This is a genomic window from Streptomyces sp. NPDC003720 (assembly GCF_042875075.1).
GTDB lineage: Bacteria > Actinomycetota > Actinomycetes > Streptomycetales > Streptomycetaceae > Streptomyces.
Genome location: NZ_JBIANZ010000004.1, coordinates 44,337 through 69,872 on the forward strand (window position 1 = coordinate 44,337; position 25,536 = coordinate 69,872).

22 protein-coding genes and 3 tRNA genes are annotated in these 25,536 nt (G+C 73.4%); 14 read left to right on the forward strand and 11 right to left on the reverse strand.

Annotated elements, in window-relative coordinates; all coding sequences use genetic code 11:
- Positions 1-214: 214 nt before the first annotated feature.
- The 7 genes from ACFYU0_RS12035 to ACFYU0_RS12065 all read left to right on the forward strand — a co-directional run bounded on the left by ACFYU0_RS12035 (position 215) and on the right by ACFYU0_RS12065 (position 4,303).
- Complete coding sequence (locus tag ACFYU0_RS12035; RefSeq protein ID WP_389300880.1) at positions 215-751, forward strand: hypothetical protein; 537 nt, start codon at positions 215-217, stop codon at positions 749-751.
- A 56-nt stretch (positions 752-807) separates the two neighbouring features.
- The gene (gene tadA / locus ACFYU0_RS12040) at positions 808-1,239 is read left to right on the forward strand and encodes a tRNA adenosine(34) deaminase TadA (RefSeq protein ID WP_351662147.1); all 432 of its coding nucleotides are present in this window, start codon (positions 808-810) and stop codon (positions 1,237-1,239) included.
- Positions 1,240-1,284: 45 nt separating this feature from the next.
- Positions 1,285-1,369, forward strand: a tRNA-Ser gene (locus ACFYU0_RS12045).
- Positions 1,370-1,559: 190 nt separating this feature from the next.
- Positions 1,560-1,739, forward strand: coding sequence for a hypothetical protein (locus tag ACFYU0_RS12050; protein WP_351661487.1), 180 nt, complete (start codon positions 1,560-1,562; stop codon positions 1,737-1,739).
- Between the two features lie 10 nt (positions 1,740-1,749).
- Positions 1,750-2,043, forward strand: coding sequence for a Dabb family protein (locus ACFYU0_RS12055; RefSeq protein WP_389300042.1), 294 nt, complete (start codon positions 1,750-1,752; stop codon positions 2,041-2,043).
- A gap of 175 nt (positions 2,044-2,218) precedes the next feature.
- Positions 2,219-3,055 (forward strand): RNA polymerase sigma factor SigF, encoded by an 837-nt coding sequence (locus tag ACFYU0_RS12060; RefSeq protein WP_389300883.1) that lies wholly within the window; start codon positions 2,219-2,221, stop codon positions 3,053-3,055.
- A gap of 312 nt (positions 3,056-3,367) precedes the next feature.
- On the forward strand, positions 3,368-4,303 hold the full coding sequence (locus tag ACFYU0_RS12065; RefSeq protein WP_351661493.1) for an RNA polymerase sigma factor SigF: 936 nt from the start codon (positions 3,368-3,370) through the stop codon (positions 4,301-4,303).
- Between the two features lie 77 nt (positions 4,304-4,380).
- On the opposite strand, the gene ACFYU0_RS12070 is transcribed toward ACFYU0_RS12065, so the two are convergent.
- On the reverse strand, positions 4,381-4,578 hold the full coding sequence (locus ACFYU0_RS12070) for a hypothetical protein (protein ID WP_351661495.1): 198 nt from the start codon (positions 4,576-4,578) through the stop codon (positions 4,381-4,383).
- A 205-nt stretch (positions 4,579-4,783) separates the two neighbouring features.
- Between ACFYU0_RS12070 and ACFYU0_RS12075 the strand changes: the two genes are divergently transcribed.
- From ACFYU0_RS12075 to ACFYU0_RS12085, 3 genes are all read left to right on the forward strand, one after another.
- On the forward strand, positions 4,784-5,278 hold the full coding sequence (locus ACFYU0_RS12075) for a MarR family transcriptional regulator (protein ID WP_351661497.1): 495 nt from the start codon (positions 4,784-4,786) through the stop codon (positions 5,276-5,278).
- Between the two features lie 13 nt (positions 5,279-5,291).
- Positions 5,292-7,811: an MFS transporter gene (locus ACFYU0_RS12080; RefSeq protein WP_351661498.1), complete on the forward strand. Its 2,520-nt coding sequence runs from the start codon at positions 5,292-5,294 to the stop codon at positions 7,809-7,811.
- 103 nt (positions 7,812-7,914) lie between these two features.
- Positions 7,915-8,736 carry a YceI family protein gene (locus ACFYU0_RS12085; protein WP_389300047.1) on the forward strand — a complete coding sequence of 274 codons (822 nt, stop codon included), beginning with the start codon at positions 7,915-7,917 and terminating at the stop codon, positions 8,734-8,736.
- 66 nt (positions 8,737-8,802) lie between these two features.
- Here the strand turns inward: ACFYU0_RS12085 and ACFYU0_RS12090 are convergent, their stop codons facing one another.
- Positions 8,803-9,498: an ANTAR domain-containing protein gene (locus ACFYU0_RS12090; RefSeq protein WP_389300049.1), complete on the reverse strand. Its 696-nt coding sequence runs from the start codon at positions 9,496-9,498 to the stop codon at positions 8,803-8,805.
- Positions 9,499-9,703: 205 nt separating this feature from the next.
- Between ACFYU0_RS12090 and ACFYU0_RS12095 the strand changes: the two genes are divergently transcribed.
- Positions 9,704-10,174: a PPOX class F420-dependent oxidoreductase gene (locus ACFYU0_RS12095; protein ID WP_389300052.1), complete on the forward strand. Its 471-nt coding sequence runs from the start codon at positions 9,704-9,706 to the stop codon at positions 10,172-10,174.
- A 45-nt stretch (positions 10,175-10,219) separates the two neighbouring features.
- On the opposite strand, the gene ACFYU0_RS12100 is transcribed toward ACFYU0_RS12095, so the two are convergent.
- From ACFYU0_RS12100 to ACFYU0_RS12130, 7 genes are all read right to left on the reverse strand, one after another.
- The gene (locus ACFYU0_RS12100) at positions 10,220-10,978 is read right to left on the reverse strand and encodes a TetR/AcrR family transcriptional regulator (protein WP_389300055.1); all 759 of its coding nucleotides are present in this window, start codon (positions 10,976-10,978) and stop codon (positions 10,220-10,222) included.
- 233 nt (positions 10,979-11,211) lie between these two features.
- Positions 11,212-13,389: a glycosyltransferase family 39 protein gene (locus tag ACFYU0_RS12105; protein WP_389300058.1), complete on the reverse strand. Its 2,178-nt coding sequence runs from the start codon at positions 13,387-13,389 to the stop codon at positions 11,212-11,214.
- A complete protein-coding gene (locus ACFYU0_RS12110; RefSeq protein WP_389300060.1) occupies positions 13,386-14,975 on the reverse strand; it encodes a glycosyltransferase in 1,590 nt (529 codons plus the stop codon). The genes ACFYU0_RS12105 and ACFYU0_RS12110 overlap by 4 nt, the downstream gene beginning before the upstream one ends.
- A 14-nt stretch (positions 14,976-14,989) precedes the next feature.
- Positions 14,990-16,609, reverse strand: coding sequence for an ATP-binding protein (locus ACFYU0_RS12115; RefSeq protein ID WP_389300063.1), 1,620 nt, complete (start codon positions 16,607-16,609; stop codon positions 14,990-14,992).
- On the reverse strand, positions 16,606-17,346 hold the full coding sequence (locus ACFYU0_RS12120; RefSeq protein ID WP_351661519.1) for a response regulator transcription factor: 741 nt from the start codon (positions 17,344-17,346) through the stop codon (positions 16,606-16,608). Before ACFYU0_RS12120 ends, ACFYU0_RS12115 begins: the two co-directional genes overlap by 4 nt.
- Positions 17,347-17,464: 118 nt before the next feature.
- Positions 17,465-18,346, reverse strand: a complete 882-nt coding sequence (locus ACFYU0_RS12125; RefSeq protein WP_389300066.1) for a DUF2797 domain-containing protein — start codon at positions 18,344-18,346, stop codon at positions 17,465-17,467.
- A 61-nt stretch (positions 18,347-18,407) separates the two neighbouring features.
- Positions 18,408-18,773, reverse strand: coding sequence for an HGxxPAAW family protein (locus tag ACFYU0_RS12130; protein ID WP_389300069.1), 366 nt, complete (start codon positions 18,771-18,773; stop codon positions 18,408-18,410).
- A gap of 89 nt (positions 18,774-18,862) precedes the next feature.
- Here ACFYU0_RS12130 and ACFYU0_RS12135 point away from each other — a divergent pair, with 89 nt between their 5' ends.
- A complete protein-coding gene (locus tag ACFYU0_RS12135) occupies positions 18,863-19,354 on the forward strand; it encodes a MarR family winged helix-turn-helix transcriptional regulator (protein WP_389300072.1) in 492 nt (163 codons plus the stop codon).
- Between the two features lie 168 nt (positions 19,355-19,522).
- On the opposite strand, the gene ACFYU0_RS12140 is transcribed toward ACFYU0_RS12135, so the two are convergent.
- A tRNA-Arg gene (locus ACFYU0_RS12140) sits at positions 19,523-19,595 on the reverse strand.
- A gap of 195 nt (positions 19,596-19,790) precedes the next feature.
- A tRNA-Ser gene (locus tag ACFYU0_RS12145) sits at positions 19,791-19,881 on the reverse strand.
- A gap of 374 nt (positions 19,882-20,255) precedes the next feature.
- Between ACFYU0_RS12145 and ACFYU0_RS12150 the strand changes: the two genes are divergently transcribed.
- Positions 20,256-20,675: an SSI family serine proteinase inhibitor gene (locus ACFYU0_RS12150; protein WP_389300886.1), complete on the forward strand. Its 420-nt coding sequence runs from the start codon at positions 20,256-20,258 to the stop codon at positions 20,673-20,675.
- 289 nt (positions 20,676-20,964) lie between these two features.
- Positions 20,965-25,482: a PAS domain-containing protein gene (locus tag ACFYU0_RS12155; protein ID WP_389300074.1), complete on the forward strand. Its 4,518-nt coding sequence runs from the start codon at positions 20,965-20,967 to the stop codon at positions 25,480-25,482.
- Positions 25,483-25,536: the final 54 nt, after the last annotated feature.

Sequence of the window (25,536 nt, forward strand, 5' to 3'; positions counted from 1 at the left end):
CGATCCGCAGGTGGCGGCAACGGACGTACGCGTGGACCGGCCACGGATCCACGATCGAAACTGCCGGACACAGGGAGCCGAAGACGTCCCCTGAACGTCTTGTTTCTGCCACGATTCCGATTGGGCGGAGCCCGGAGCACGGGCTCCGGCCGCTCAGAGACCTCCGCCGGGGGGACCCCCAACCGGCACGCCTATGACCAGTGGGAGAGTCACGGTGTACTTCGCCGCACTGCTCGCGCGCACCGAAGACGGGTGGGAAGCGAGCGACACAGAGCTCGATGATGTGGAGACCCTGTCGGATCTCGCCGACCTGGCCCGGGAAGCCTCTCCCGAAGAGGACACCGTGCTGGTCCTGATCGAGCAGGAGGACGCCTGGTTCGGTGTCGTCCGCGTGGACGGCGAGGAGGACCCTCGCATCTACGTCTCGGACGCGGCCGCCGCCGCCCGCAGCGCCTACGGGGAGCTGCTGCTCACCGACGAGCTGCTGGGCCGGGAGCCGGGCGCGGACGACGTCCCCGACCTGGATTCGCTCGATCTCGACGGCACGGAGGACGGCGAGTCCGACGACGCCGAGGACGACGGGGACGCCGTCGCCTCCGACGCGGTGCCGCACAGCCCGGTGGGCGACAGCGAGATCCTCGACGACCTCGGCATCGGGGAGAAGGAGCTGCGCACCCTGGAGGCCGACGACGCCCTGGGCACGATCGCCGAGGCCCTGGGCGCCTCGGAGGTGCTGGAGACCGTCCGCTGAGCACCGAGGACACCACCGGCGCACCGGACCCGGTGCGCGATCCCTGGCGGCCCGCGATGCGGCTCGCCCTGGAGGAGGCCCGGCGGGCGGTGGAGGGCGGCGACGTCCCCGTCGGCGCCGTCCTGCTGTCCCCGGACGGCACGACGGTGCTGGCCGTCGGGCACAACGAGCGCGAGGCCACCGGCGACCCGACGGCGCACGCGGAGGTCCTGGCCGTCCGGCGGGCCGCCGCGCTGCTCGGGCAGTGGCGGCTGGCCGGCTGCACGCTGGTCGTCACGCTGGAGCCCTGCACGATGTGCGCGGGCGCGCTGGTCCAGTCCCGGGTGGACCGGGTGGTCTACGGCGCCCGGGACGAGAAGGCCGGAGCGGCCGGCTCGCTGTGGGACGTCGTGCGCGACCGGCGGCTCAACCACCGCCCGGAGGTCGTCGAGGGCGTCCTGGCCGAGGACTGCGCCCGGGTGCTCACGGAGTTCTTCCGGGACCGCTGAATTCCGATTTCAAACCACGCCCCACCTTGCTGTAAGGTCTCCCTCGGTAGCGTGTCCGAGCGGCCGAAGGAGCTCGCCTCGAAAGCGAGTGTGGCGCAAGTCACCGAGGGTTCAAATCCCTCCGCTACCGCTTCGCACGAGAGGCCCGGTCCGATGGACCGGGCCTCTCGTCGCATTCCCAACTCCCCGGACACCGGCCCGTGTTCCGGTCCGTCACGACTCGCACACGATTACCAGGCCTGAACACACGAGCGGGCGGATAAACTCACCGCCGACAACAGGACAGCCGAAGAGTCGCAGCAGGGGCAGGGGAGGCCGCGGTGGCGGTGAACGCCAAGAAGATCGCCGTGTACGTGCTCGCGGTCTTCGCGCTGTACGTGATCATCACCGACCCGGCCAAGGCGGCCGACTACGTCCAGATAGGCTTCGAGGGCATATCGGACGCGGCCAAGGCCGTGGGCGACTTCATGACCTGGGTCGCCGACGGAGCACAGAGCTGAGGTACACCCCATGATCCGTCATCTGGTCCTGTTCAGGCTCAACGAGGGCGTCGAGCGCGACGATCCGCGGGTCGTGGCGGGCGTGGCGGCCTTCCGGGCGCTCGGCGGCCGGATCGAGGAGCTGCGGTTCTGGGAGTGCGCCTGGAACATCAGCGACCGGCCCATCGCCTACGACTTCGCGATCAACTCGGCGGTCGAGGACCGGGACGCGCTGCGGCGCTACCTCGAGCACCCGGCCCACCAGGCCGGCGTCGCGCTGTGGCGGGAGTTCGCCACGTGGGTGATCGCCGACTACGAGTTCTGACCCCCGCACGCCCCGAGCCCCCCGTCGCGAGGACGGGGGGCTCTTGCGCGTCTCGGGCCCCGAACCGAGCGCTACTTGGCCACAACACGGCGTTATACGGTGCTTGCACACAGTGCACATGTCTTGTGATGCTATGACCGCTTTTGACGGATGACTGACCGATGAAGAGGTGGCGTTGACCGTGTCGGCCAGTACTGCGCCGCCCCAGGACGAGGTGCCCAGCCCCGCCCCTCCGACCCCCGAGAAGCGCCGCGGCGCCGACACCCGCGCCCTGACCCAGGTGCTCTTCGCCGAGCTGAAGAACCTGACGCCGGGCACGCCGGAGCACGACCGGGTGCGCGGAGCGCTGATCGAGGCCAACCTCCCGCTCGTGCGCTACGCGGCCGCCCGCTTCCGCTCCCGCAACGAGCCGATGGAGGACGTCGTCCAGGTCGGCACCATCGGCCTCATCAACGCCATCGACCGCTTCGACCCGGAGCGGGGGGTGCAGTTCCCGACCTTCGCGATGCCGACCGTGGTCGGCGAGATCAAGCGGTACTTCCGGGACAACGTCCGCACGGTCCACGTACCGCGCCGGCTGCACGAGCTGTGGGTGCAGGTCAACAGCGCGACCGAGGACCTCACCACGGCCTTCGGACGCTCCCCGACGACCGCCGAGATCGCCGAGCGGCTCAGGATCGGCGAGGACGAGGTGCTCTCCTGCATCGAGGCGGGACGCTCGTACCACGCCACCTCCCTGGAGGCCGCGCAGGAGGGGGACGGGATGCCCGGCCTGCTGGACCGCATCGGCTACGAGGACCCGGCGCTGGACGGCGTGGAGCACCGCGACCTGGTCCGCCACCTCCTGGTCCAGCTCCCCGAACGGGAGCAGAGAATTCTGCTCCTGCGCTACTACAGCAATCTGACCCAGTCGCAGATCAGCGCGGAACTCGGTGTGTCCCAGATGCACGTGTCCCGGCTACTCGCGCGTAGCTTCCAGCGGCTGCGATCCGCGAATCGCATCGAGGCATAACCGGCGCACGGGAGCACACTCCGGAAAAGGCCAGCCCACGGCGGATCGAAAGCGGGATCGATCACTCACCGGGAAGAGCGAATCCCCCATCGGTGCGGATCCCGACAGTTGTGCGCCGAAAGACCGTCAGACCCCTTCTTTCCAGGGCCGATTCACGGCTGGCATGTCGACATGTCACTACAGCGTGTTGCCGACATGTGACATTCTGCGGGAAGAGCGTTTGCCGGAGCTCCGGCTCCGGTATTCAGGTGAGGGCTGCGTTGCTCGAAAGGCGACGCCGCCGCGACCGTCCCGCGACCCAAAGGGGGTGGCATGTCCGCAGACCAGGGCAGCTCGAAGGTCCTCACGCCCACGAGCGAGGCAGCGCCCAAGGAGCTCCACGCTCTCGACGTCCTCGACGGCATCGAGGGCGTCACGGCCCTCGACGCCGTGCCGGCCCAGGCCGACCCGGCCGCCGCTCCTGCCCCGGCCCCGCCGGTCGCGGCGGACATCGACACCCGGACCCTGTCCCGGTCCCTGTTCCTGCGGCTCGCCGCACTCGACGAGAGCAGCCCCGAGCGTGCCTACGTCCGGGACACCCTGATCGAGCTCAACCTCCCCCTCGTGCGCTACGCGGCGGCCCGCTTCCGCTCCCGCAACGAGCCGATGGAGGACATCGTCCAGGTCGGCACCATCGGCCTGATCAAGGCGATCGACCGCTTCGACTGCGAACGGGGCGTGGAGTTCCCGACGTTCGCGATGCCGACGGTCGTGGGCGAGATCAAGCGGTTCTTCCGTGACACCTCGTGGTCGGTGCGCGTCCCGCGCCGGCTGCAGGAGCTGCGCCTGGCCCTCACCAAGGCCAGCGACGAGCTGTCCCAGAAGCTGGACCGCTCCCCGACGGTCACCGAGCTGGCCGCCGTGCTCGGCGTCTCCGAGGAGGACGTGGTCGACGGCCTCGCGGTCGGCAACGCCTACACCGCCTCCTCGCTCGACTCCCCGGCCCCCGAGGACGACGGCGGCGAGGGCTCCCTCGCCGACCGCCTCGGCTACGAGGACACCGCGCTGGAGGGCGTGGAGTACCGGGAGTCCCTGAAGCCGCTGCTGGCCAAGCTCCCGCCCCGGGAGCGCCGGATCATCATGCTGCGCTTCTTCGCCAACATGACCCAGTCGCAGATCGGCGAGGAGGTCGGCATCTCCCAGATGCACGTCTCCCGGCTGCTGACCCGGACCCTGGCCCAGCTGCGGGAGGGCCTCATCTCGGACTGACGGGCACCCGGACAGGGCCGCCGACGCGCCGTTGCGGCAGCGTCGGCGGCCTTCGTGTGTCCGGGCTGCCGGGTGTCCTACTTGAGCGCGAGCCAGGCGACGGCGGCGACGACGACCACGGCCGCCACGATGCCGATGATCAGGCCGACCCGGGGTCCGGACGAGGCGGGCTGCTGCTGCTGCCGGCCCTGGGGGCCCTCGTCGACGAACGCGCGGAACATCTGGGTGCTGCCTGCGGGGTCGTAATTGCCCTGAGGGCCCTGGGTGTTAGCCATGGCCCGAGACACTAGCGAATCCGGGGGTGCGACCCAAGTGGGGGTCCACCAGGACGGACGGGGCACGGGCGGCCACTCCGACCAGCGTGTTTACGTTCGCAATACTTGCCTTTGCCAAGTTTTTGCGCCGACGGGCCCCTACTTGTTTGCCTGCAGCAACCAACCGGCTCTATGGTTGCCCTAAGCAACGAATACGGGAGGTGCGATGGCCGAGCGGGCGCAGTACGAGGAGCTGGTGCGTCAGTTCAGCGCCTTCGGCGCCGTGAAACGGGACCTGGGACGGATACTGCCGTCGGAGTGCCCGGCCGGCGCGGCCGCCGTGCTGACCCTGCTCGGCCGTCACGGCGACATGCGCATGAGCAAGCTCGCGGAGCTGCTCTCCGTGGACATGTCCGTCACCAGCCGGCACGTCGCGCACGTCGTCGCGCGCGGCTGGATCGAGCGGCTCCCGGACCCCGCGGACAAGCGCTCGCGCATCCTGCGCCTGACGCCCGAGGGCCTGGAGCAGCTGGACGAGCTGTCCCGGCGGACCACGCACCTGCTGGCGGAGCGGCTGGCCGACTGGACCGACGACGAGGTCGGCCTGCTCATCGAGCTGATGGCGCGCCTGCGCGCGTCCTTCGGCGACTGCCGCTCGACGCCGGTCCGGATCCCCGCGCCCGTAGTCGAAGAGACCACCCGTACACCCGCAAGCACGTAAGTAAAGGAAGCCCATGGCAACGACCACACCAGCCGGTGTGCGGGCTCACGCCAAGCACGGGGGAGGCACAGGTCAAGCCCCGATGACCCACCGGCAGATCATGGAGGCCCTGTCCGGGCTCATGCTCGGCATGTTCGTGGCGATCCTGTCGTCCACGATCGTCTCCAACGCCCTGCCGGAGATCATCGGCGACCTCGGCGGCGGTCAGTCCGCCTACACCTGGGTGGTCACGGCCGCCCTGCTGTCGATGACCGCGGCCACTCCCCTGTGGGGCAAGCTCGCCGACCTGTACAGCAAGAAGGCGCTCGTCCAGATAGCCCTGGTCATCTACGTCGTCGCGTCGATGGCGGCCGGCCTGTCGCAGAACCCCGGCATGCTGATCGTCTGCCGCGTGGTGCAGGGCATCGGCGTCGGCGGTCTGTCGGCCCTGGCCCAGATCGTCATGGCGGCGATGATCTCCCCGCGTGAGCGGGGCCGTTACTCCGGTTACCTCGGCGCCACCTTCGCCGTCGCCACCGTCGGCGGCCCGCTGCTCGGCGGTGTCATCACCGACACCTCCTGGCTGGGCTGGCGCTGGTGCTTCTACGTCGGCGTCCCCTTCGCCGTCATCGCGCTGATCGTGCTGCAGAAGACCCTGCACCTCCCCGTGGTCAAGCGCGAGGTCAAGGTCGACTGGGGCGGCGCGACGCTCATCTCCGCGGCCGTCTCCCTGCTGCTCATCTGGGTCACCTTCGCCGGTGACAAGTACGACTGGGTGTCCTGGCAGACCTACGCGATGGTCGGCGGCTCGGTCGTGCTCGGCGCGCTCTTCGTCCTCGTCGAGGCGAAGGCCAAGGAGCCGATCATCCCGCTGCGCCTGTTCCGCAACAGCACCATCACCCTGGCGTCGCTCGCCTCGCTGTTCGTCGGTGTCGCGATGTTCACCGGCACCGTGTTCTTCAGCCAGTACTTCCAGCTCGCCCGCGACAAGTCCCCGACGATGTCGGGCGTGCTGACCATCCCGATGATCGGCGGCCTGTTCGTCTCCTCGACCGTGTCGGGTCAGTTCATCACCCGCACCGGCCGCTGGAAGGCCTGGCTGGTCAGCGGCGGCGTGCTGGTGACGGCCGGCCTGGCCCTGCTGGGCGGCATCCGGTACGACACCGACTACTGGAAGATGGCCATCTTCATGGCCCTGCTGGGTCTCGGCATCGGCATGATGATGCAGAACCTGGTCCTCGCCACGCAGAACCAGGTGGCGCCCTCGGACCTCGGCTCGGCCAGCTCCACGGTCACCTTCTTCCGCTCCCTCGGCGGTGCGGTCGGCGTCTCCGCCCTCGGCGCGGTGATGTCCCGCCGGATCACCCACTACGTCACGGACGGCATCGGGTCCCTGAGCCCCAAGTACCAGGCCGCCATGGCCGGCTCGGGTTCCACCGACACCATCCCGGACATGGACAAGCTGCCGCTGCCCATCCGGACGCTGCTGGAGAGCGCCTACGGCCACGGCATCGCCGACGTCTTCTACATCGCGGCCGCCCTCGCCGCCGTCGCCTTCCTGATCACGCTGTTCATCAAGGAGGTCCCGCTGAAGACCAAGGGCGCCCTGGCCCAGGCCGCGGACGCCGACGCGCCCGCCCTGGACCCGGCCGCCGCCCCGGTCGTCGCCGAGGCGCAGGCCGTTCCGGCCGCGGTCGCCGCGACCACCGGCACCGGGTCCGAAGGCGCCGCTCCGGCGGCCGCCGCGCAGCCGGTGACCGCGGTCGCCACGGTCGCGGAGCCGGGCGCCGGCGGCGGCACCCCGGTGCACGGATTCGTCCGCGGCGCCGAGAGCGCCCCGGTCCCGCAGGCAGCGGTCACGCTGATCTCGCTGTCCGGTCGCCAGCTCGGCCGCTCGGTCGCCCAGGCCGACGGTTCCTACGCGGTGGACGCGCCGGGCACCGGCTCGTACGTCCTGATCGCCTCCGCCGACGGCTTCCAGCCGCAGGCCTCCACGATCGTGGTCGGCGAGGAGCCGCTGTCCTACGACATCCTGCTCAGCGGCACCAGCGGGCTGACCGGTGTGGTCCGCTCGGCCGGCAACGCGCTGCCGGTCAAGGACGCGATGGTCATCGTCACCGACGTGCGCGGCGACCTGCTGGCCACCGCCGCCAGCGGTGAGCAGGGCGAGTTCGCCTTCACCGACCTGGTGCCGGGCGCGGTCACCGTCGCGGTCAACGCGAGCGGCTTCCGGCCGCGCGCCCTGCCGGTCGAGGTCGCCACGGCCGGGATCACCCGGATCGAGGTCGACCTGGACGCCGGCGCCCGGCTGCAGGGTGTCGTGCGGGCCCCGCACGGTCCGCTGGCCGACGCCCGCGTGACCCTGGTCGACCAGGCGGGCAACGTGGTCGGCACGGCCACCACCGGGACGGACGGGGCGTACGCCTTCACCGACCTGGACGGCGGCGACTACACCGTCATCGCGACGGGTTACCCGCCGGTGGCCACCGCCCTGTCGGTGCACGGCACCGGAGTCGACGACCACGACATCGAACTCGCCCACCCCGGCGAATAGTTCGACCCCCGGCCCGTGACGGCGCGCGCCTTGAGCGGAGACGCGCCCGTCACGGGCCGGCCTCATACGACCGAATTATCTGGCTTTTCAGGGAGAAAACGGGATGGGACTGTCCGCGAGGATCCGTACCCGGGACGGATGGGCCGTGTCGCACGCGGTCGTCACGATGACCGACATGACCGGTGCGCAGGTGCTGCGGGCCGAGGCGGACGCCGAGGGCGCCGTACGGGACGTCACCGAGCTGGCGCCGGGGGCGTACACGGTGATCGTGACCGCCGTCGGCTACGCGCCCGCCGCCTCCAGCGCCATCGTCACCGCGAGCGGGCGGGCCGAGGTCGGCACCGTCACGCTGGCCCGGCAGGACGGCGCCGAACTGCCGCCGCCCGGCCCGTGGACCATCGACCCGGCGCACTCCTCCGTCGCCGCGGTCGCCCAGCACCTGGGCATCTCCAGCGTGCACGGCAGGTTCACGGAGTTCGGCGGGACCATCGAGATCGCGCCGGACGACGTCACCAAGTCCCGCGTCGAGGCGGTCATCCGGGCCGCGTCCGTCGACACGGGCAACGGCATGCGGGACACGCACCTGCGCTCCGCGGACTTCCTCGACGTCGAACGGCATCCGGAGATCAGCTACCGCTCCACGGGCGTGACGGTGGCCGGCCCGGACCGCTGGACCGTGCACGGCGAGCTGTCGATGCACGGCGTGATCCGGCCGGTCGACCTGGACCTGGCCTATCTCGGCACCGGCGCCGACCCGTGGGGCGGCACCCGGGCGGCCTTCCGCGCGACCACCGAACTGCACCGCGAGGACTTCGCGATGAACTACAACCAGGTCCTCCAGGCGGGCATCGCCGCCATCGGCACGACCCTCCGGGTCGAGCTGGACATCCAGGCGGTCCAGGGCGAGGCACTGCCCGCCGCCTGACGGGAACGGCCGACGGCCCGCCGCCACTCGCAGTGGCGGCGGGCCGTCGGCGTCGTTCCGGGCGGCTCAGTTCTCCGTGGCGCCCACGATGCGCCGGGCCAGGTCCCGCAGTTTGACGTTCTCCCGCTGGGACGCGCGCACCAGGCTCTCGAAGGCCGCCGCCGCGTCGATCTCCAGGCGCTCCATGAGCACGCCGGTGGCCTGGCCGATCAGGTCCCTGGTGTGCATGGCCTCGGTGAGCTGCTCCTGCACGGTCACCGAGTTCAGGGCGAGGCTGACGTGCGCGGTGAAGAGGCGGCCGAGGCGGGCGGTGGTGTCGTCGAAGGCCTTCGGCTTGCCGGAGTAGGCGGTGAGCACGGTGAGCCGGCGCCGGTCGGCGCGCAGCCGCAGCGACAGCACCGAGCGCAGCCCCAGGTCCGACAGCGGTCCCGGCCCCCGCTCGTCCTCGCTCCCGCTCTCGTCGTCGCCGCCGTCGCCGTCGCCCTCGGGCAGCCGCACCACCGGCGAGGTCCACAGCCGTTCCCAGTGCGGCAGCTCGGGGGCCTCGGCGTCCCGCACGATGTCGTCGGTCCAGGCGACCGTACGGCGGCCCTCACCACGGTCGATCTCCAGGACGCCGGCGTGCTCGGCGCCGGGCAGCAGCTCCACGGCCAGCCGGACGGCGGTGCGCAGCGTGGCCTGCGGGGTGGTGGTCTCGTGCAGCTGCCGAGCCGCCAGCGTGAGCGCCTCCGCCAGCTCCAGGCCGGCCGGAGAGCGGGTCACGTCGAAAAAGTCAGGGGAAGCCACCACGAACCTCTCGGATGTCACGGCCATACGGCCATGCTCAGGAGAGCTCCGCAGCACATTCCTGACTGCGAGCACACGACAACAGCACTTTAGCTGCTCCGTTGCGGTGAAGTGACGCCCGGACGAGCCTGTGCCCGACAGGGTCAGGCTCACCGGGCCCCGCTCGCCCTAGGCTGCCTCCATGGCACCGAACATCGCGACGAACACCCGTGTATCGCAGGCCGAGCTGCTGGACTTCGTACGCCCCCGGCACCGCGCCATCCTGCTCACCCGCCGGGCCGACGGCAGCCCCCAGGGCTCCCCGCTCACCTGCGGGGTGGACGACTCGGGCCGGATCGTGGCCTCCACCTACCCCGAGCGCGCCAAGACCCGCAACGCCAAGCGGGACGCCCGGGTCAGCCTGATCGTCCTCAGCGACGAGTGGAACGGGCCGTGGGTCCAGATCGACGGCACGGCCGAGGTCATCGACACCCCCGACTCGGTCGAGCCCCTGGTCGAGTACTACCGCAACATCGCCGGTGAGCACCCGGACTGGGACGAGTACCGCGAGGCGATGCGCAAGCAGGGCAAGTCGATCATCCGGGTGACGCCGGAACGCTGGGGCCCGGTGGCGACCGGCGGCTTCCCGGCCCGGCTGGTGGAGGGCGACTAGCCGGCGCCCGCGACCGGCCCGCCGGCGGCGGCCGGCCGGTCGCGGTCAGCCCCTGGCGACCATCGCCTCGATGCCGGCGATCAGCAGGTCGAGGGCGAAACGGAAGTCCCGGTCCATCATCTCGTCGACCGTGTCGCCGCCCCGGGCCGCCATCAGTTCCCGGGACTCCCGGAACATCTCGGCGGTCCCCGGGTCCTGCTCGACCAGGCTCACGGCCTGGCGGTAGTACTCGTCCGCGGTCAGCCCCGTGTCCGCCGTCCGGGCCCGGAAGTGGGCCTCGACCGTGCCGTGGCCGTACACGAACTGGAAGACGGCCGAGATGGCGCCGGTGACGCCGTGCGCGGGCAGTCCGGCGCGGCGGACGACCCGCTGGACCACGTGGGAGAACGCCTGCCAGTTGGGGCCGATGTTGAGGTAGCGCCCCGCCAGCGGCGACAGCCAGGCGTGGCGCACCAGCAGCGCCCGGTACTCGCCGGCCAGTGCCCGCAGCTGCTCGCGCCAGTCGGCGCCGCCGTCCTCCGGGTCCGGCAGCACGAGTTCGCCGTAGGCGGCGTCCAGGGCGAGTTCGAGGAGGTCGTCCTTGGTGTCGACGTACCAGTACAGGGACATCGCGGTGACGTTCAGCTCGGCGGCCAGCCGCCGCATGGAGAACCCCGCCATGCCCTCGGCGTCCAGCAGCCGCACGCCGGCCGCGGTGATCCGCTCCCGGTCCAGGCCCGAGGGCTGGCCGCCCCGTCCGCCGCGCCGTGTCCTCGCCGCCAGCCAGACACTGCCCCGCGCCGACCCGTCACCGGTCCTGGCCACCGACGCACCTCTCTCGAACTCCGGTCACCGCCCCGGACGCGGGGCGCGCGGCCGTGTCGGTACGGGGCTCCACCGCGTGGGCGCGGCCGGCCGCACACCGCCCGCAGCGCCACGCATACCCAGGGTCGCGAGCTCTTAGGCGGTCCATGTGCCGGCCGGGGTGGGCGGACCCGCCGTGCACCGCACGGCCGGGGCCCCGCGGTGCACGGCGGGTCCGCCCCGGCCGTCCTTCGTCAGCCGCTCCGGGTCAGGTCGTAGAAGGTGGCCGAACCGACCGTCACCTTCTTGAAATTGGCCTGCACCCACGAGCTGATCTTCGACGCCGACCCGCTGCCGTCGCCGCCCATGCCACCGCCCATGCCGCCGCCGGCGATGAAGTAGTGGATCTTCCCTGCGGCCACGTACTCCTTGAACCGGGCCAGGGTCGGGGACGGATCGGTGCCGTTGAAGCCGCCGATCGCCATCACGGGGTCGCCGGTGGCGAGCTGGTAGCTCGCGGAGTTCTGGGAGCCGATGGCGGCGGCTGCCCAGGTGTAGTCACCCGCGTCCTCCTCCAGCAGCTTCCTGGCGGCGGAGCCGACCTGAGCGCCGTTCAGCAGACCGCCGGCGCCCGTGCGACCGCCCTCGCCCATGGCGCCGCCGCCCGGGAAGCGGTTCCCGTTCTGCGGCGCCTGACCCTGGCCCTGGGTGCTGCCGTTCCGGCCCGGCATCCCCCCGCCGGGGAAGCCCTGACCCTGCCCCGGCGGGTTCCCGTTCCCGTTGGGCTGTCCCTGCTGTCCCCGGCCCGGCATTCCGCCGCCGAGGCCGCCCGGCATGCCGCCGCCGTCGCCGCCGCCCGGGCGGCCGCCGCCGAAGCCCATCGTGCTCGCGCCCGCCGGACCGGCCGTCGGGATCGAGCCGGTGTGCGCCGAGTCCACCGTGCTGAGGGTGTACGCGGCCGGGCCGGCCAGCGCCACTACCAGGCCCGCCGCCGCCGCGCCGAGGGCCAGTCGCCGGGAGATCCGCCCGGCGAAGACGAGCCCGAACGCGGCCGCCAGGCCGCCGACCAGCACCAGCCACCGCAGCCAGGGCAGGTAGTCGGGGGTGCGGTCGAGCAGGACGTACCCCCAGGCGGCCGCCGCCACCACGGCGGCGGCGAGGGTGATCGACGCCCAGGTCTCCCGCCGCCGTTCCCACAGCAGTCCGGCGCCCATGCCGGTGACGGCCGCGACGTAGGGGGCGAGGGCCACCGTGTAGTACTGGTGGAAGATGCCCGCCATGTAGCTGAAGACCACCATGGTCATGAGCAGCGAGCCGCCCCACACCAGGAACGAGGCGCGCGTCACGGACGTACGGCGGAGCCTGCGCGTCGCCCACAGGCCGGCGGCCAGCAGGATCAGCGCGGCCGGGATCAGCCAGGAGATCTGGCTGCCGATCTCCGAGCCGAACATCCGGTCCCAGCCGGTCTCGCCCCACTGGCCGGAGCCGCCCCTGCCGCCGACGCTGCCTGTCTCGTCGCCGCTGATCCGCCCGAGGCCGTTGTAGCCGAAGGTCAGTTCGAGGAAGCTGTTGTTCTGCGAACCGCCGATGTACGGGCGGGAGGAGGCCGGCCACAGCTCCACGACCGCCACCCACCAGCCGCCCGCCACCACGAGCGCGACGGTCGCCAGCGCCAGTTGCGCGAGCCGTTTCCGCAGCCGGACCGGACCGCACACGGCGTAGACGACGGCCAGCGGTGGCAGGATCAGGAAGGCCTGCAGGGTCTTGGCGAGGAACGCGAAGCCGATCGCGACGCCCGCCCACACCAGCCACCGGGTCCGCCCGTCCTCCACCGCGCGCACGACGAAGTAGCAGGCCAGCGACATCAGCAGGGCCAGCAGCGCGTCCGGGTTGTTGAACCGGAACATCAGCGCGGCGACCGGGGTGAGCGCGAGGACCGCGCCCGCGACCAGGCCGGCGGCGGGGCTGAACCGGCGGCGCACCGCGGCGTACACGACCGCCACCGTGCCGACGCCCATGAGCACCTGGGGCGTGAGGACCGCCCACGAGTTCAGGCCGAAGATCCGCACCGACAGCTCCATCGGCCACATGAAGGCCGAGGGCTTGTCGACGGTGATGGCGTTGCCCGCGTCCAGCGAGCCGAAGAAGAACGCCTTCCAGGACTTGCCGCCCGCCTGGACGGCGGCCGAGTAGAAGGAGTTGGCGTAGCCGGAGGCGCTCAGGCCGTACAGGTAGGTGGCGAGGGTGAGGGCCAGCAGGCCGAGGAGGGCGGGCCGCGCCCAGCGCGGGTCCTCGGGGCGGCCGCGCCACACCCGGGGCACCAGGGGCCGGCGGGGCTCGGCCGTCTCCGGGGCCGGCGGGGGAGCCGAGGGGGGCGGGCCCCAGCCGGCGGCGGCGCCCTGCTGGGCGGGCTGGTCGAAGTGCGTGCTCATCGGGGGTCCCCCGGGTCGGTGTCGTGAGGGCGCACCGGCTGCAGCGGCAGGGTGCCGTCCGCGGCTTCACCGGCGCGGACCTGGGCGGTCGTTTCGTGGTGGCCGTACGCCGGGTGTGGCAGCGGGCGGCGCGGGAGCGGCCCGTCCGGCCGGTACGGCGCGGGCGTGGCGTGGGCCGGCGCGGACGCCGTGGCGTACGTCGGCGAGGACGCCGTGGCGCGGGCCGGCGTTGACGGGGTGTACGCGGACGGGGTGTACGCGGACGGGGCGTACGGGGACGGGGTGTACGCGGACGGGGCGAGTGCCGACGGGCTGTGCGCGGACGGGGTGAAGTGCGGGCCGTCCTCCGGGCGGTCCGGGAACACCCAGGCCCGGAAGAGCAGGAAGCGCAGCACGGTCGCCGCGAGGTTGGCGGCGATGAGCACCGCCAGCTCGGTGGAGTGCGCGGGGCTGCCGCCCGCCGCGTTCAGGGCGGCCAGGGAGCCGCTGGTCAGGGCGAGTCCGATGGCGAAGACGACCAGGCCCTGCGCCTGGTGCCGGACCGCGCCGCCCCGGCCGCGCACCCCGAAGGTCAGCCGGCGGTTGGCGGCCGTGTTGGCGACCGCCGAGACCAGCAGCGCGAGCGCGTTGGCCACCTGCGAGCCGGAGAACTGCCGGAAGGCGCTGTACAGCAGCAGGTAGAACAGCGTCGACAGGCCGCCGACCACGCAGAACCCGACGAGCTGGCGGGCGAGGCCGCGGGGCACGTCCTGGATCTCGCGGTCGCGCGGGTCGTCCCCGAAGGGCCGGGCGAGCCGGTCCAGCGGCAGCGAACCGGTGGCCAGCGCCCGGCCGACGCGCCACACGCCCTTGAGGTCGTCGGTAGCGGTCCGCACGATGTGCACCGTCGAGTCGGGGTCGTCGACCCAGTCGACCGGCACCTCGTGGATCCGCAGCCCGGCCCGCTCGGCGAGCACCAGCATCTCGGTGTCGAAGAACCAGCCGGTGTCCTGCACCAGCGGCAGCAGCACCTGCGCCACGTCCCGCCGGATGGCCTTGAAGCCGCACTGCGCGTCCGAGAACCGGGCCTGCAGCGAGCCGCGCAGGATCAGGTTGTAGGCCCGGCTGATGAACTCCCGCTTGGGGCCCCGCACCACCCGTGAGGCACGGGCGAGCCGGGAGCCGATCGCCAGGTCGGAGTGGCCCGAGATCAGCGGCGCCACCAGCGGCAGCAGGGCGTTGAGGTCGGTGGACAGGTCGACGTCCATGTACGCGAGGACCGGCGCCTCGGAGGCGGACCACACCGTCCGCAGGGCCCGGCCGCGGCCCTTCTGCTCCAGCCGGCAGGTGGTGACCTCGGGGAGCTGGGCCGCCAGCCGTGCCGCCACCTGGGGCGTGCCGTCCGTGGAGGCGTTGTCCGCGACGGTGATGCGGAAGGCGTACGGGAAGGTGCGCGCGAGGTGCTCGCGCAGTCTGCGCACGCACGGCTCGAGGTCCTTCTCCTCGTTGTAGACGGGGACCACTACGTCCAGGACAGGCGTACCGGCGTTTCCGGCCGGGAGGTGCTCCCGCGCCGGCAGGGCGCCGGGAGAAGGGTCGGTTCGCATGACGCCGACTCTCGTCAGGCGCCCTGTTCCGCCCATGTGGTGGCCCTGTGCTGTGCCTGTGAGTACGAGTCCCGGTCCGTACCGGGGGCCGGATTCACCTCGGCGGGGCCGAGCGCGGGCAGGTGCACGGTGAAGACCGTCCGCCCCGGCACGCTGTCCACGGTCACGGCGCCGCCGTGCGCGGCCGCGACGGCCTGCACGATGGCGAGCCCCAGACCGGTGGACCCGGTGGCCCGTGAGCGGGCGGAGTCCCCGCGGGCGAACCGCTCGAAGACGCGCGGCAGCAGGCCGGCCGGGATGCCCGGCCCGTTGTCCTCGACGTCGACGCGGAGCCACGCCCCGCGCCGCCGCACGCGCGCGGTGACGGTCGTCCCCGGCGGGGTGTGGTTGCGGGCGTTGCCCAGCAGGTTGACCAGCACCTGCTGCAGGCGGGCCGCGTCCGCGGAGACCGGGGCCGGTGCGTCGGGCAGGTCGAGCCGCCAGTTGTGGTCAAGACCGGCCGCGCGGGCGTCGCTGACGGTGTCGACGACGAGCGGCACGAGATCGGTCTGCTCGAACCGCAGCGGGCGTCCGGCGTCGAGCCGGGCCAGCAGGAGGAGGTCCTCGACGAGCAGCGTCATCCGCCCCGCCTCGGACTCGATGCGGCCGAGGGCGTGCCGCGTGTCGGGGCCGACCTCCTCGCGTCCGCGCCGGGTGAGTTCGGCGTAGCCGCGGATGGAGGCGAGCGGGGTGCGCAGTTCGTGGCTGGCGTCCGCGACGAACTGCCGTACCCGGGTCTCGCTCTGCTGCCGGGCGTGCAGCGCGCCGTGCACGTGGTCCAGCAGGCGGTTGAGCGCGGCGCCCACCTGGCCGACCTCGCTGTGCGGGTCGCACTCGGCGTCGGGCACCCGCTCGCTCAGGTTCACCTCGCCGGTGTGCAGGCGTAGTTCGGAGACCCGGGTGGCGGTGGCGGCGACCCTCCGCAGGGGGCGGGTGGCGACACCGACCAGCGCGTAGCCCGCGATGACGGCGGCGGCCAGACCGGCCGCGGTGACGCTGATCTCGACGAGGATCAGGGTGTCGATCGTGTTGTCGACCGAGGTCGTCGGTACGGCGACGTAGTAGGCGCCGTTGTCGCCGGTCCGGTACTCGACCCGGTACTCGCCGAGGCCGGGCAGGCCGACGGTGTGCTGTCCCCCGTCCTCCCGCGGCACCGCCTGGAGGACGGCGATCTGCGCCTTGGTCAGCGGCTTCGGCTTCATCTCGTAGTCGCTGGGGGACTGCTTGCCGCGCTCGGCCTCGGTGATCACACCGTCCTCGACCACGGCCGCGACGGTGCCCTGCGGCTGCGGGCCCTTCGTGACGAAGTCGGTGAGGACCGGGGGACGGGTCCTGGGCTTCTGCCCGTGCGGCGCCATGCCGCCCCCGGGCTGCTCGCCCGGCGGGCCGAAGGAACCGGACGCGCGTGCGGCGACCTCGTCGAGCTGGCCGTTGAGCTGGTCGTACAGATGCGAGCGCAGCGCCAGCGTGGTGACGGTGCCGATCACCGAGCAGACCACGGCGATCAGCATCACCGACGCGACGACGAGCCGGGTCCGCAGGGTGCGCGGCTGGCCCGCTCGTCTGCGCGGACGCGGCCGTCGTCGTCCGGTCATGACACGGCGGGCTTGATCAGGTAGCCGGCTCCGCGCCGGGTGTGGATCATCGGTTCCCGGCCGGCGTCGATCTTCCTGCGCAGATAGGAGATGTACAGCTCGACCACGTTGGCCTGCCCGCCGAAGTCGTACGACCACACGCGGTCCAGGATCTGCGCCTTGCTGAGCACCCGCCGCGGGTTGCGCATCAGGAAGCGCAGCAGCTCGAACTCGGTCGCGGTCAGGTGGATGTTGTCCCCGCCCCGCGACACCTCGTGACTGTCCTCGTCCAGGGTCAGGTCGCCGACGACGAGAGTGGAGTCGGACCGCCGGTCGGCGGCGCCGGAGCGCCGGATCAGCCCGCGCAACCGGGCCACGACCTCCTCCAGGCTGAACGGCTTGGTGACGTAGTCGTCGCCGCCCGCGGTGAGCCCGGCGATCCGGTCCTCCACCGCGTCCTTGGCGGTCAGGAAGAGCACGGGCACGTCGGGCAGTTCGCGGCGCAGCCGCTGGAGGACGGCCAGGCCGTCCATGTCCGGCAGCATCATGTCCAGGACGACGGCGTCGGGCCGGAACTCGCGGGCCGTCCGGACGGCGCCCTGCCCGTCGCCCGCGCTCCTGATCTGCCAGCCCTCGTAGCGCAGAGCCATGCTCAGCAGTTCGGTGATCGACAGCTCGTCGTCCACCACAAGCACGCGGACGGGGCTCCCGTCCGGCCTCAGCAGTTCGGTGCGCCCCTGGGGCGAGATCGTGGTCATGCCGGACACCCTGTCGGGGCCCTCTGAGAAGACGCTTTCCCCCGTCTGTGATTTCCCTGAGAAACACACAGGCGGCTCTCAGGGAACACCTGGGAACCGCCCGTCCCCGCACGCGCCTTCAGAACAACCCGTCCGGCTCCCTGGCGAACTCCCGCACGGAGAGGCTGATTTCACCGGCTTCCGACGACCGGGGGGCCACCTCCCAACCGGTCATCAGACGCGTGTCGAGGACGACGACCCCGTGCCGTCCGCCGACCGCCAGATGCAGATCGGGCCCGGCGGCAGCGACCAGCTCCCCGCTCACGGCCCCGCCCGGCACCAGCTCCGTCACGTCGCCGGTGGCGGCCCGCGCCGCCGGGGCGAGGAGCCCGAATCGCTCCACGTGGTCCACCACCCGGCAGGGCTCCCGGCCCAGCGACTCCGGCCAGCCGCCGAGAGCGACGGCCCGCGCGTGCAACTCCTCCACCTCGGAGGCCCGTTCGGCCGCCGTCCCGGGCAGGGCCGCCCGCACCGCCCGCTTTTCGGCGTACGGGATCCGGTCCGGCACCCGGAGCGCGGCCCGCAGCAGCTCCTCCGTCCGCCGGGCGGCCATCAGCGGGCCGGCGCCCAGCCAGGAGAAGCAGACGGCGCCCTGCTCCAGCAGCCGGGCCGGACCGCGCTCGACGGCGGTGATCCCGACCTTGACCATGCCGGGCCCGAACCAGGCCAGGTACACCCGGTACGGCCGCGGATCGTCGGCCAGGGTGTCGGCGGCCACCGAGTGCGCCCGGTCCAGCCGCGCGCACTCCTCGCACCGGGCGCCTCTGCTCCGGCCCGGCACCCCGGCCGCCACCGGACACGCGTTCCCCCGCGCCCCCACACACCGCCGCACGGCCCCCTCCGGCACGGCGAAGGCCACCCGCTTCCCCCAGGACAGCCCACTGCGCCGGCCCCCGTCCCAGACCAGCACGGGGCCGTCCGCCGTCCACCGCAGCCCCGAGCACTTCCACACGCGTCGCATCACCCGCGAGCGTAAGGGCGACCACTGACAGCACCCCGGGCCCCTGGCCGGCCCGGAGGTTTCACTCGACAGGTGCCAGAGGCCTGGCTCCGGCGCCGGCCTCACCCGGCACCACCACGACCCGCGCGCGCCGCCGCCCCCGTCCCGCGAGGCGGCAGCCGACGCAGCCCGGGTGCCCTTCGCGGGCCTGGGCGTCCCGGACCCGCATGCCCCACTGGTCCCGCGGCCGCACGCCGGGCGGCTTGCCCCAGCCGGACAGGTGCAGCGCCCAGGTCACCAGCACGCTCGCCGCGACGACCACCAGGCCGCCGGCCACCCCTGCCGCCGAGGCCGCGCAGACGCCCCAGCCCAGCACGGCGGTTCCGGCGGTCGCGACACCGACACCGGTCCAGCCGGCGATCGTGTGACCCTCGTCGTACAGACTCATACGGCAGCCTCCAAGGAAAGCGACAGCTTTCCCTCACGAGCTAAGACATTTACCGAACGAATATCTCACGAGCTAAGGGATTACGGAAGATGGACGGCACGCCCCGACCGCCCGCCGCTCCGGCGCAGGCGCTGTCGGCGATGGACCACCTGATCGCCGCCCACCTGATCGGCCAGCAGGAACTGGCCCGGCGACTGGGCCTGAACGTCACCGACCTCACCTGCTTCGGCTTCGTCCTGGAGGCGGGCGAGGCACTGCTCACGGCCGGCGACCTCGCGGCCCGGGCCCATGTGACCACCGGCGCGGTCACCGGAATCCTCAACCGTCTCGAACGCGCGGGCTTCGTCACCCGCCGCCCCGACCCGGCCGACCGCCGCCGCGTCCGGGTGGCCCCCGTCCCGGACGCCGTGACCCGCGTCGAGGCCGTGTACGCCGGCCACTACCAGCGCGTCACGGCCCTGTTCGCCGACTACTCCCCCGAGGAACTCTCGGTCATCACCGACTGGTTCACCCGGGCGACGGCCCTGGCCCACGAGTACCTGGAGAAGCTGAACCGCAACGACCCGGAGGAGGACTGCTGACCGCCCACCCCGGCACCGGGCTCGCGCCACCGCCGGCGACCGTCCACACCCGGCGTCGATCCGCGGGCCCGGGGCCTCGGGGCCGACGCTTTCGTCGGGGTCGACACGGTGGCCGCATCCCTACAAAACGCCGAAGGCCCCGGATCTCTCCGGGGCCTTCAACCTGTGTGCACTCGGCAGGATTCGAACCTGCAACCTTCTGATCCGTAGTCAGATGCTCTATCCGTTAAGCTACGAGTGCTTGTTCTTTTGTTTTCGTCTTCCGCTCCCGGCCCTTCCGGCCCGCTCGCGGCGACAGGAAGAACATTACATGACTGCCGCCGTCATGTGAAATCCGATCCGCATACCCCTTGTGACCTGCGAAAACGTGGATCAGGGCGGTTGGAGCCGACAACGCCGAAGCCCCGGTCCTGGGACCGGGGCTTCGGGATGAGCGCGGAGGCGGAGGGATTTGAACCCTCGATGGGCTTTAAGACCCAAACCGCATTAGCAGTGCGGCGCCATAGACCGGACTAGGCGACGCCTCCAGCACAACCACTCACGCGAGCGCGCGACTGGTGCGTGCAGATGATGACACAGTCGAGCGTGCTGTCACCAATCGACCCCTACGGTACTAGGCACCCGGGTCACAGGGCAAAGGGCTTCGCCCGGCGGTGCGGCGCCGCAACGTCCGGGCGCCGTGGGCGTTGATCAGGGCATGGTCTCTGTCATGTCGGTCGTCCCGCGGGGCGTCCTGGTGTCGGCCCTCGCCGCCCTCTCGGTCCCGTCCCTGTCCGTCCTCACCGCCGCACCGGCAACGGCCGCCCCGGCGGCAACAGCGTCCCCGGCAGTAACGGCGGCATCGGCGGCCCCGGCTGCCACCGCCGCGTCCGCCGCGCACCGCGCGTCCGCCGCGCACCCCATGTCCGCGACGCACCCCGCGTCCGCCGTGCCCACCCCGCCCGGCGCGGCCCTCATGCCCCCGCCGGCGCGGCCCGAGGACGAGACCGGTGATCACCTGACCGTCGTCGTTCGGCACGCCGGCCGCGGGCTGGACGGTACGTACCAGGTGTCCTGCCACCCCACGGCCGGGACCCACCCGGACGCGGCGGGAGCCTGCCGGACGCTGGACGCGAACACGCAGTGGGGGCGGGACACCTTCGCCCCGGTCGCCCCCGACAGCGTCTGCACCCTGGTCTACGGCGGGCCGGCCACCGCCCGGGTCACCGGCACCTGGGCCGGCCGCCCGGTCGACGCCGCGTACGACCGGGGCAACGGGTGCGAGATCGCGCGGTGGGACCGGATGGTGCCGCTGCTGCCGGACCTCGGTTCGCCCGCCTAGGCGGTGCCCGGCGCGGCCGCCGCGCAGGTGGCGGCCGTCGCTCACGTAAAGGTCCCGCGAAGGTCTCGCGGAGCCCGGACCAGGGCGCGGCACGACCGGGACGCGGCCCGGCCGCACGACGGACGCGTACGGTCACATGTTCGCCGTCACTTCGTCGTGCGACCTCCCTCTCATCCGGCGTCGCGAGCGCAACCCGTGCCTTTAGACTCCCTCGCGTGACACCCTGCGGGCCGGTTGGCAAGATGGCCCGAGCGGTAGGCAAGGTGCGGTAACAAGGAGGAAGCGTCTCGTGAGCAGCAGGCCATCCCGAGGCGCTGCTCGCCTCGCAGCCATACTCGACGCGCTGCCCGATGCGTTGGTCCTGGTCAACGCCAACGGAACCGTCGTCAACGCCAACACCATCGCCCTGGAGGCCTTCGAGGCGCCGGGGACAGCGCTCGTCGGGCGCGGGCTGCTCGATCTGCTGCCGCAGTTCGACTCCCGGCTCATCCCCGGCTCCATGCGGCGGCCCGATCACATGGACCCGCGCGGGCGGACCAAGCCGACCCGCATGATCGCGCGGCGGACCGACGGGACGGAGTTCCCGGTCGAGGTCACGAGCGCGAATCTGGAGAACGGGCAGCAGGCGTACGACGGTTACGGCTACACCGGTGACGAGCTGCTGATGCTCGTGGTGCGGGACCTGTCGGGAACCGTGGACACCGAGGCCGAGCTGGCCCGTTCGCAGCGGCAGACCGAGATGATCCTGCGGGCGGCCTCGGAGGGCGTCGTCGGCACGGACACCGACGGGCGGATCGTGCTGGTCAATCCGGCCGCCGCCCAGATACTGGGATACCGGGCCGGTGAGCTGGGCGGCAAGGAGCTGCACACCCTCGTGCTGCACTCGCGCGCCGACGGCTCGCCCTTCCCGTACGCGGAGTCCCCGCTCGCCGACACCCTGCGCTCCGGACGCAAGCACCGGGTGCGCGGCCAGGTGCTGTGGTCCAAGGCCGGGGAGCAGGTCGCGGTCGATCTGACCACCGCGCCCGTGCGCGACGGCGACCAGCTCGTCGGCGCCGTGATGACCTTCGCCGACCGCCGGCCGTACGACGACCTCGCCGACGAGAAGTCCGCCCTGGAGAAGGCGCACGCCGAGGAGTTGGAGCGGCTCTCCGAGGAGCACGCCTCCGACCTGACCGCGCTGCGCCAGGCGCACGTCACCGAACTCGAGGAACTGCGCGAGCAGCACCAGGAGGAGCTGGCGGCCGGCGAGGACCGGTACGCCGCCCTCGGCGAGCGGGAGAAGGACCGTTACGAGGCGCTCGCCGGGCGGCACGAGCAACTGCTCACGCTGCTGGGGCGGTCGCTGCGCGGGCCGCTGGACGAACTCCGCCGCGAGCTGGCCGTTCTCGCCGCCGACGACGCCGGCCAGCTCTGGCCCGAGGCCAACCAGGTGCTGCACCACCTGTCCGCCGGGTACTCGCGCATCACCACGCTGATCGACAACGTGCTCGGCTACCAGCACCTCGACGCGGGCAGCGAGGACATCACCCGGACGAAGGTGATGCTGGACGCCGTCGTCGCGGCCGGTGTGGACGGGGCCGTCGAGCTGATCGGGCCGGGCCGGGTGCAGTTCGCCGTGCACGCGCCGCCCATCGAGGCCGAGGTCGACGCCCAGCGTCTCGCCACCGCGCTCGCGCATCTCGTCGCCGACGTGGCCGGGGTCGACGCCACCGGCAACGCGCCCGTATCGGCGGGCGGATACATGGACAACACGGTCGTGGTCGCGGCCGCCCAGCGCGGTGAGGTCGCGCGGATCGAGGTGCGCGGGCCGTACAGCGGGGGAGACCCGGTGCACGAGCCGATCGTGCGGGGCATCGTCCGGGCGCACGGCGGGGTGCTGCAGACGCACGAGGTGCCCGGCATGAGCGGCAGCGCGTTCGTGCTCGAAGTGCCGCTCGGCGGTGGGGCCGGGGCGGTCGCCGCCCCGGCCCCGGCCGCGGTGGAGGCCGCGGCGGAGAGCGCCGGACCGGGTGCCGGTGGCGGACGGCGCCGGGCCCGCCGGGCCTCGACCGACGCCTTCCTGGAGAGCGACGTTCCGGCCGAGTCCGGTGAGCCCGCCGACGGCGGGGCGGAGTCGCCCTCGCCGACCGGGCGCCGCAGGCGTGCGGCGGCCGCCGTCGAGGCGGCGGCGCCGGTCGTGGCCGAGGCCCAGGACGGCGCGACCGGACGGCGGCGCGGCCGGGCCGCCGATCTCGGCGCCGGTGGCGAGGGCGTGAGCGAGGGCGCCGTGATGACGGCGGCCGAGCATGCCGCGGGCACTGCCGCCGTGGGCAACGGGCTCGGCGCCGCCGTGCCCCCGCAAGGTGTGCCCGTGCCTTCGGGCCGCCGTGCCCGGCGTGACTCCGACGCACCGCAGGCCGCCCTGCCGCCCGCGCTGCCCGCGGCCGGTGCGGAGCAGGCCGGTGCGGAGCAGGCCGGTGCGGCCGACGACGCGCAGCCGACCGGCCGGCGCCGCCGGGCCCTGGCCGCGGCGCAGGAGCGGGCGGCGGCGCAGGAGGCCGGCGCCCGTACGGTCTTCGCCCTGCCGCCCGCCGACGCCGACCGCTCGCCCGGACCCACCGCGACGGCGACGGGTGTCGCCCAGGTGACCGGTCAGGCGCCGGTGGCCGCTCAGGCACCGGTGACCGCTCAGCCCCCGGTGGCCGTCGCCGGCGGCACTGACGGCACGGACGACGACGGTCGGCACGACGCCATGACGCCCGATCAGGCCGAGGACCACACCCCGCCGCAGCCGCACCCCACCAGCGCGCCGACCGGCCGCCGCCGACGGGCCGTGGCCCGGCCGGACGAGGCGGCGCGGGCGGCGGAGCCGGTTCAGGGCGCCGCCCCGGCCGGGGACGCGCACGCCCAGACGGGTCCCGCTCAGGCGGCTCCGGCCGTCCCGGCCCAGGCGGGTCCTGCGCAGCCGGTTCCCGGGCAGGCCGTCGCCGGGCCGGCCGGGCAGCCGATGCCGACGCCGGGGCACGGGCTTCCGGCGCAGGGTGCGGCCGCGGCGGCGGGCCCCGGGCAGCCGGGCGGTGCGCCTCAGGCCGGTGCGCCGGCTCAGGCCGGTCCCGGTCAGCCGGCGGCGCTGCCGCACGCCTCCGTCCCCGCGCAGGGCACCCACGGCCAGGGCGTACCCGTACCCCCCGGCCGGCCCGTTCCGGCACAGGTGGCGCCGGGCGGACCCGTACCCGCACAGGGCGCTCACGGCCGGCCCGTACCGCCCGCGCAGGGCACCCACGGCCAGGGCGTACCCGTGCAGGGCGCCCCGGCCCAGGCGGTGCCCGTGCCCGCGCAGGCCGGGCCCGAGGCGCACCCCCCGGTCCAGGGGCAGCGGGCCGTCGGGCAGACCGCTCCCCCGGCCGGTGCTCCGGCCGCCCAGCCGCTGCCCGCCGAGGCGGCCGCCGGCCGGGCGCCGGCAGCCCAGGGCGGGCCGGCCACCCCGGCCGCAGGCGCCCCCGCGGCCGCCGTGCCGCACCAGTGGCCCGGCGCCGACGCCACCTCCGGCGCGGGCGTGGCCGTACCCCCGGCCGGTCCGGCCGCCACCCCCGCCACCGGCACCCCGCTTCCCGCGGAACACGCCGCCGCTCAGCCGCTGCCGCCCGCGCAGCCCCTGCCCGCCGAGGCGCCGGGGAACGCCGGCGATCCGAACTCCACTCAGGGCCGGGCGATCAGTGTCCGTACGCTCGGGCAGGGCGTGCCGTTCGCGCGGCAGGCCCTGCAGGTGCAGCAGCCGACGCCCACCCCGCCCCCGCACACCCCCGGCGGATCCGGGCGCCGGCGGAAGCTGGGCACGCCGCCCGACCCGGCCGCACGCCAGGAGGCGCAGCCGGAGCAGGGCGCCCGGCCGCATCCGCCGGCCGAACAGCCGCCCGCCCAGCCCTCGCTCGCCGGGCAGTCCAGGCTCGCCCCCACCGCCGAGGGCGGCGGACGGTCGTACGCCATAGGCGCCCCGGACGCGAACGCGGCCGAGGGACCGGAGCCGCTGGACGGTCCCGGCGGGGCCGTGGAGGTCGCCGACACCCCGCGCCCGCAGCCGCTGGACGACGAGCTGCCGCCGGAGCCGCTGGACAACCCCCGCCGGCTGCTGGTGTGGCCCGCACCGGACGTGACGACCCAGCAGGCGCTGAGCGACCGCGGCTACCGGCCGGTCGTCGTGCACTCCCGTGAGGAGGTCGACGCGCAGATCGCGGCCTTCCCCGCCGCGCTGTTCGTGGACCCGCTCACCGGCCCGATCACCCGTACCGCGCTGCAGTCGCTGCGCCAGGCGGCGGTCGCCGCCGAGGTCCCGGTGCTGGTCACGGCCGGACTGGGGCAGGCGACGCGCGAGGCGGCGTACGGCGCCGACCCCGCCGTCCTGCTGAAGGCGCTGGCGCCGCGGGACAGCGAGCAGCATCCGCCGCGCGTGCTGCTGATCGAGGAGCACGCGGAGATCGCGCTGGCGCTGACGTCGACGCTGGAGCGGCGCGGTATGCAGGTGGCGCGGGCCGCGAGCGACGGCGACGCGGTGACGCTGGCGGGGCAGTTCCGGCCGAACCTCGTGGTGATGGACCTGATGCAGGTGCACCGCCGGCAGGACGGGTTCAGCGGGATCATCGACTGGCTGCGCGCGAACGGGCAGCTCAACCGCACCCCGCTCGTCGTCTACACCGCGGCCGTCGATCCGGCCGACCTGCCCAGGCTGGCCTCCGGTGAGACCGTGCTGTTCCTCGCCGAGCGGTCCACCAGCCCCGAGGTGCAGAGCCGGATCGTCGACCTGCTGGCCGGCATCGGCACGAACTGAGCGGCGACGGCGCTCCGCCGTCGTACCCGCCCCGCACGAACGGACAGCCCCCGG

Bases quoted from the DNA above. Each gene is read 5' to 3' on its own strand.
- ACFYU0_RS12130 (WP_389300069.1), bottom strand. From the start codon at position 18,773: ATGAGTCTGTACGACGAGGGTCACACGATCGCCGGCTGGACCGGTGTC.
- ACFYU0_RS12095 (WP_389300052.1), top strand. From the start codon at position 9,704: ATGGCACCGAACATCGCGACGAACACCCGTGTATCGCAGGCCGAGCTG.
- ACFYU0_RS12115 (WP_389300063.1), bottom strand. From the start codon at position 16,609: ATGACCGGACGACGACGGCCGCGTCCGCGCAGACGAGCGGGCCAGCCG.
- ACFYU0_RS12125 (WP_389300066.1), bottom strand. From the start codon at position 18,346: ATGCGACGCGTGTGGAAGTGCTCGGGGCTGCGGTGGACGGCGGACGGC.
- ACFYU0_RS12065 (WP_351661493.1), top strand. From the start codon at position 3,368: ATGTCCGCAGACCAGGGCAGCTCGAAGGTCCTCACGCCCACGAGCGAG.
- ACFYU0_RS12055 (WP_389300042.1), top strand. From the start codon at position 1,750: ATGATCCGTCATCTGGTCCTGTTCAGGCTCAACGAGGGCGTCGAGCGC.
- ACFYU0_RS12105 (WP_389300058.1), bottom strand. From the start codon at position 13,389: ATGAGCACGCACTTCGACCAGCCCGCCCAGCAGGGCGCCGCCGCCGGC.
- ACFYU0_RS12120 (WP_351661519.1), bottom strand. From the start codon at position 17,346: ATGACCACGATCTCGCCCCAGGGGCGCACCGAACTGCTGAGGCCGGAC.
- tadA (WP_351662147.1), top strand. From the start codon at position 808: ATGCGGCTCGCCCTGGAGGAGGCCCGGCGGGCGGTGGAGGGCGGCGAC.
- ACFYU0_RS12085 (WP_389300047.1), top strand. From the start codon at position 7,915: ATGGGACTGTCCGCGAGGATCCGTACCCGGGACGGATGGGCCGTGTCG.
- ACFYU0_RS12080 (WP_351661498.1), top strand. From the start codon at position 5,292: ATGGCAACGACCACACCAGCCGGTGTGCGGGCTCACGCCAAGCACGGG.
- ACFYU0_RS12075 (WP_351661497.1), top strand. From the start codon at position 4,784: ATGGCCGAGCGGGCGCAGTACGAGGAGCTGGTGCGTCAGTTCAGCGCC.
- ACFYU0_RS12135 (WP_389300072.1), top strand. From the start codon at position 18,863: ATGGACGGCACGCCCCGACCGCCCGCCGCTCCGGCGCAGGCGCTGTCG.
- ACFYU0_RS12110 (WP_389300060.1), bottom strand. From the start codon at position 14,975: ATGCGAACCGACCCTTCTCCCGGCGCCCTGCCGGCGCGGGAGCACCTC.
- ACFYU0_RS12150 (WP_389300886.1), top strand. From the start codon at position 20,256: ATGTCCGCGACGCACCCCGCGTCCGCCGTGCCCACCCCGCCCGGCGCG.
- ACFYU0_RS12070 (WP_351661495.1), bottom strand. From the start codon at position 4,578: ATGGCTAACACCCAGGGCCCTCAGGGCAATTACGACCCCGCAGGCAGC.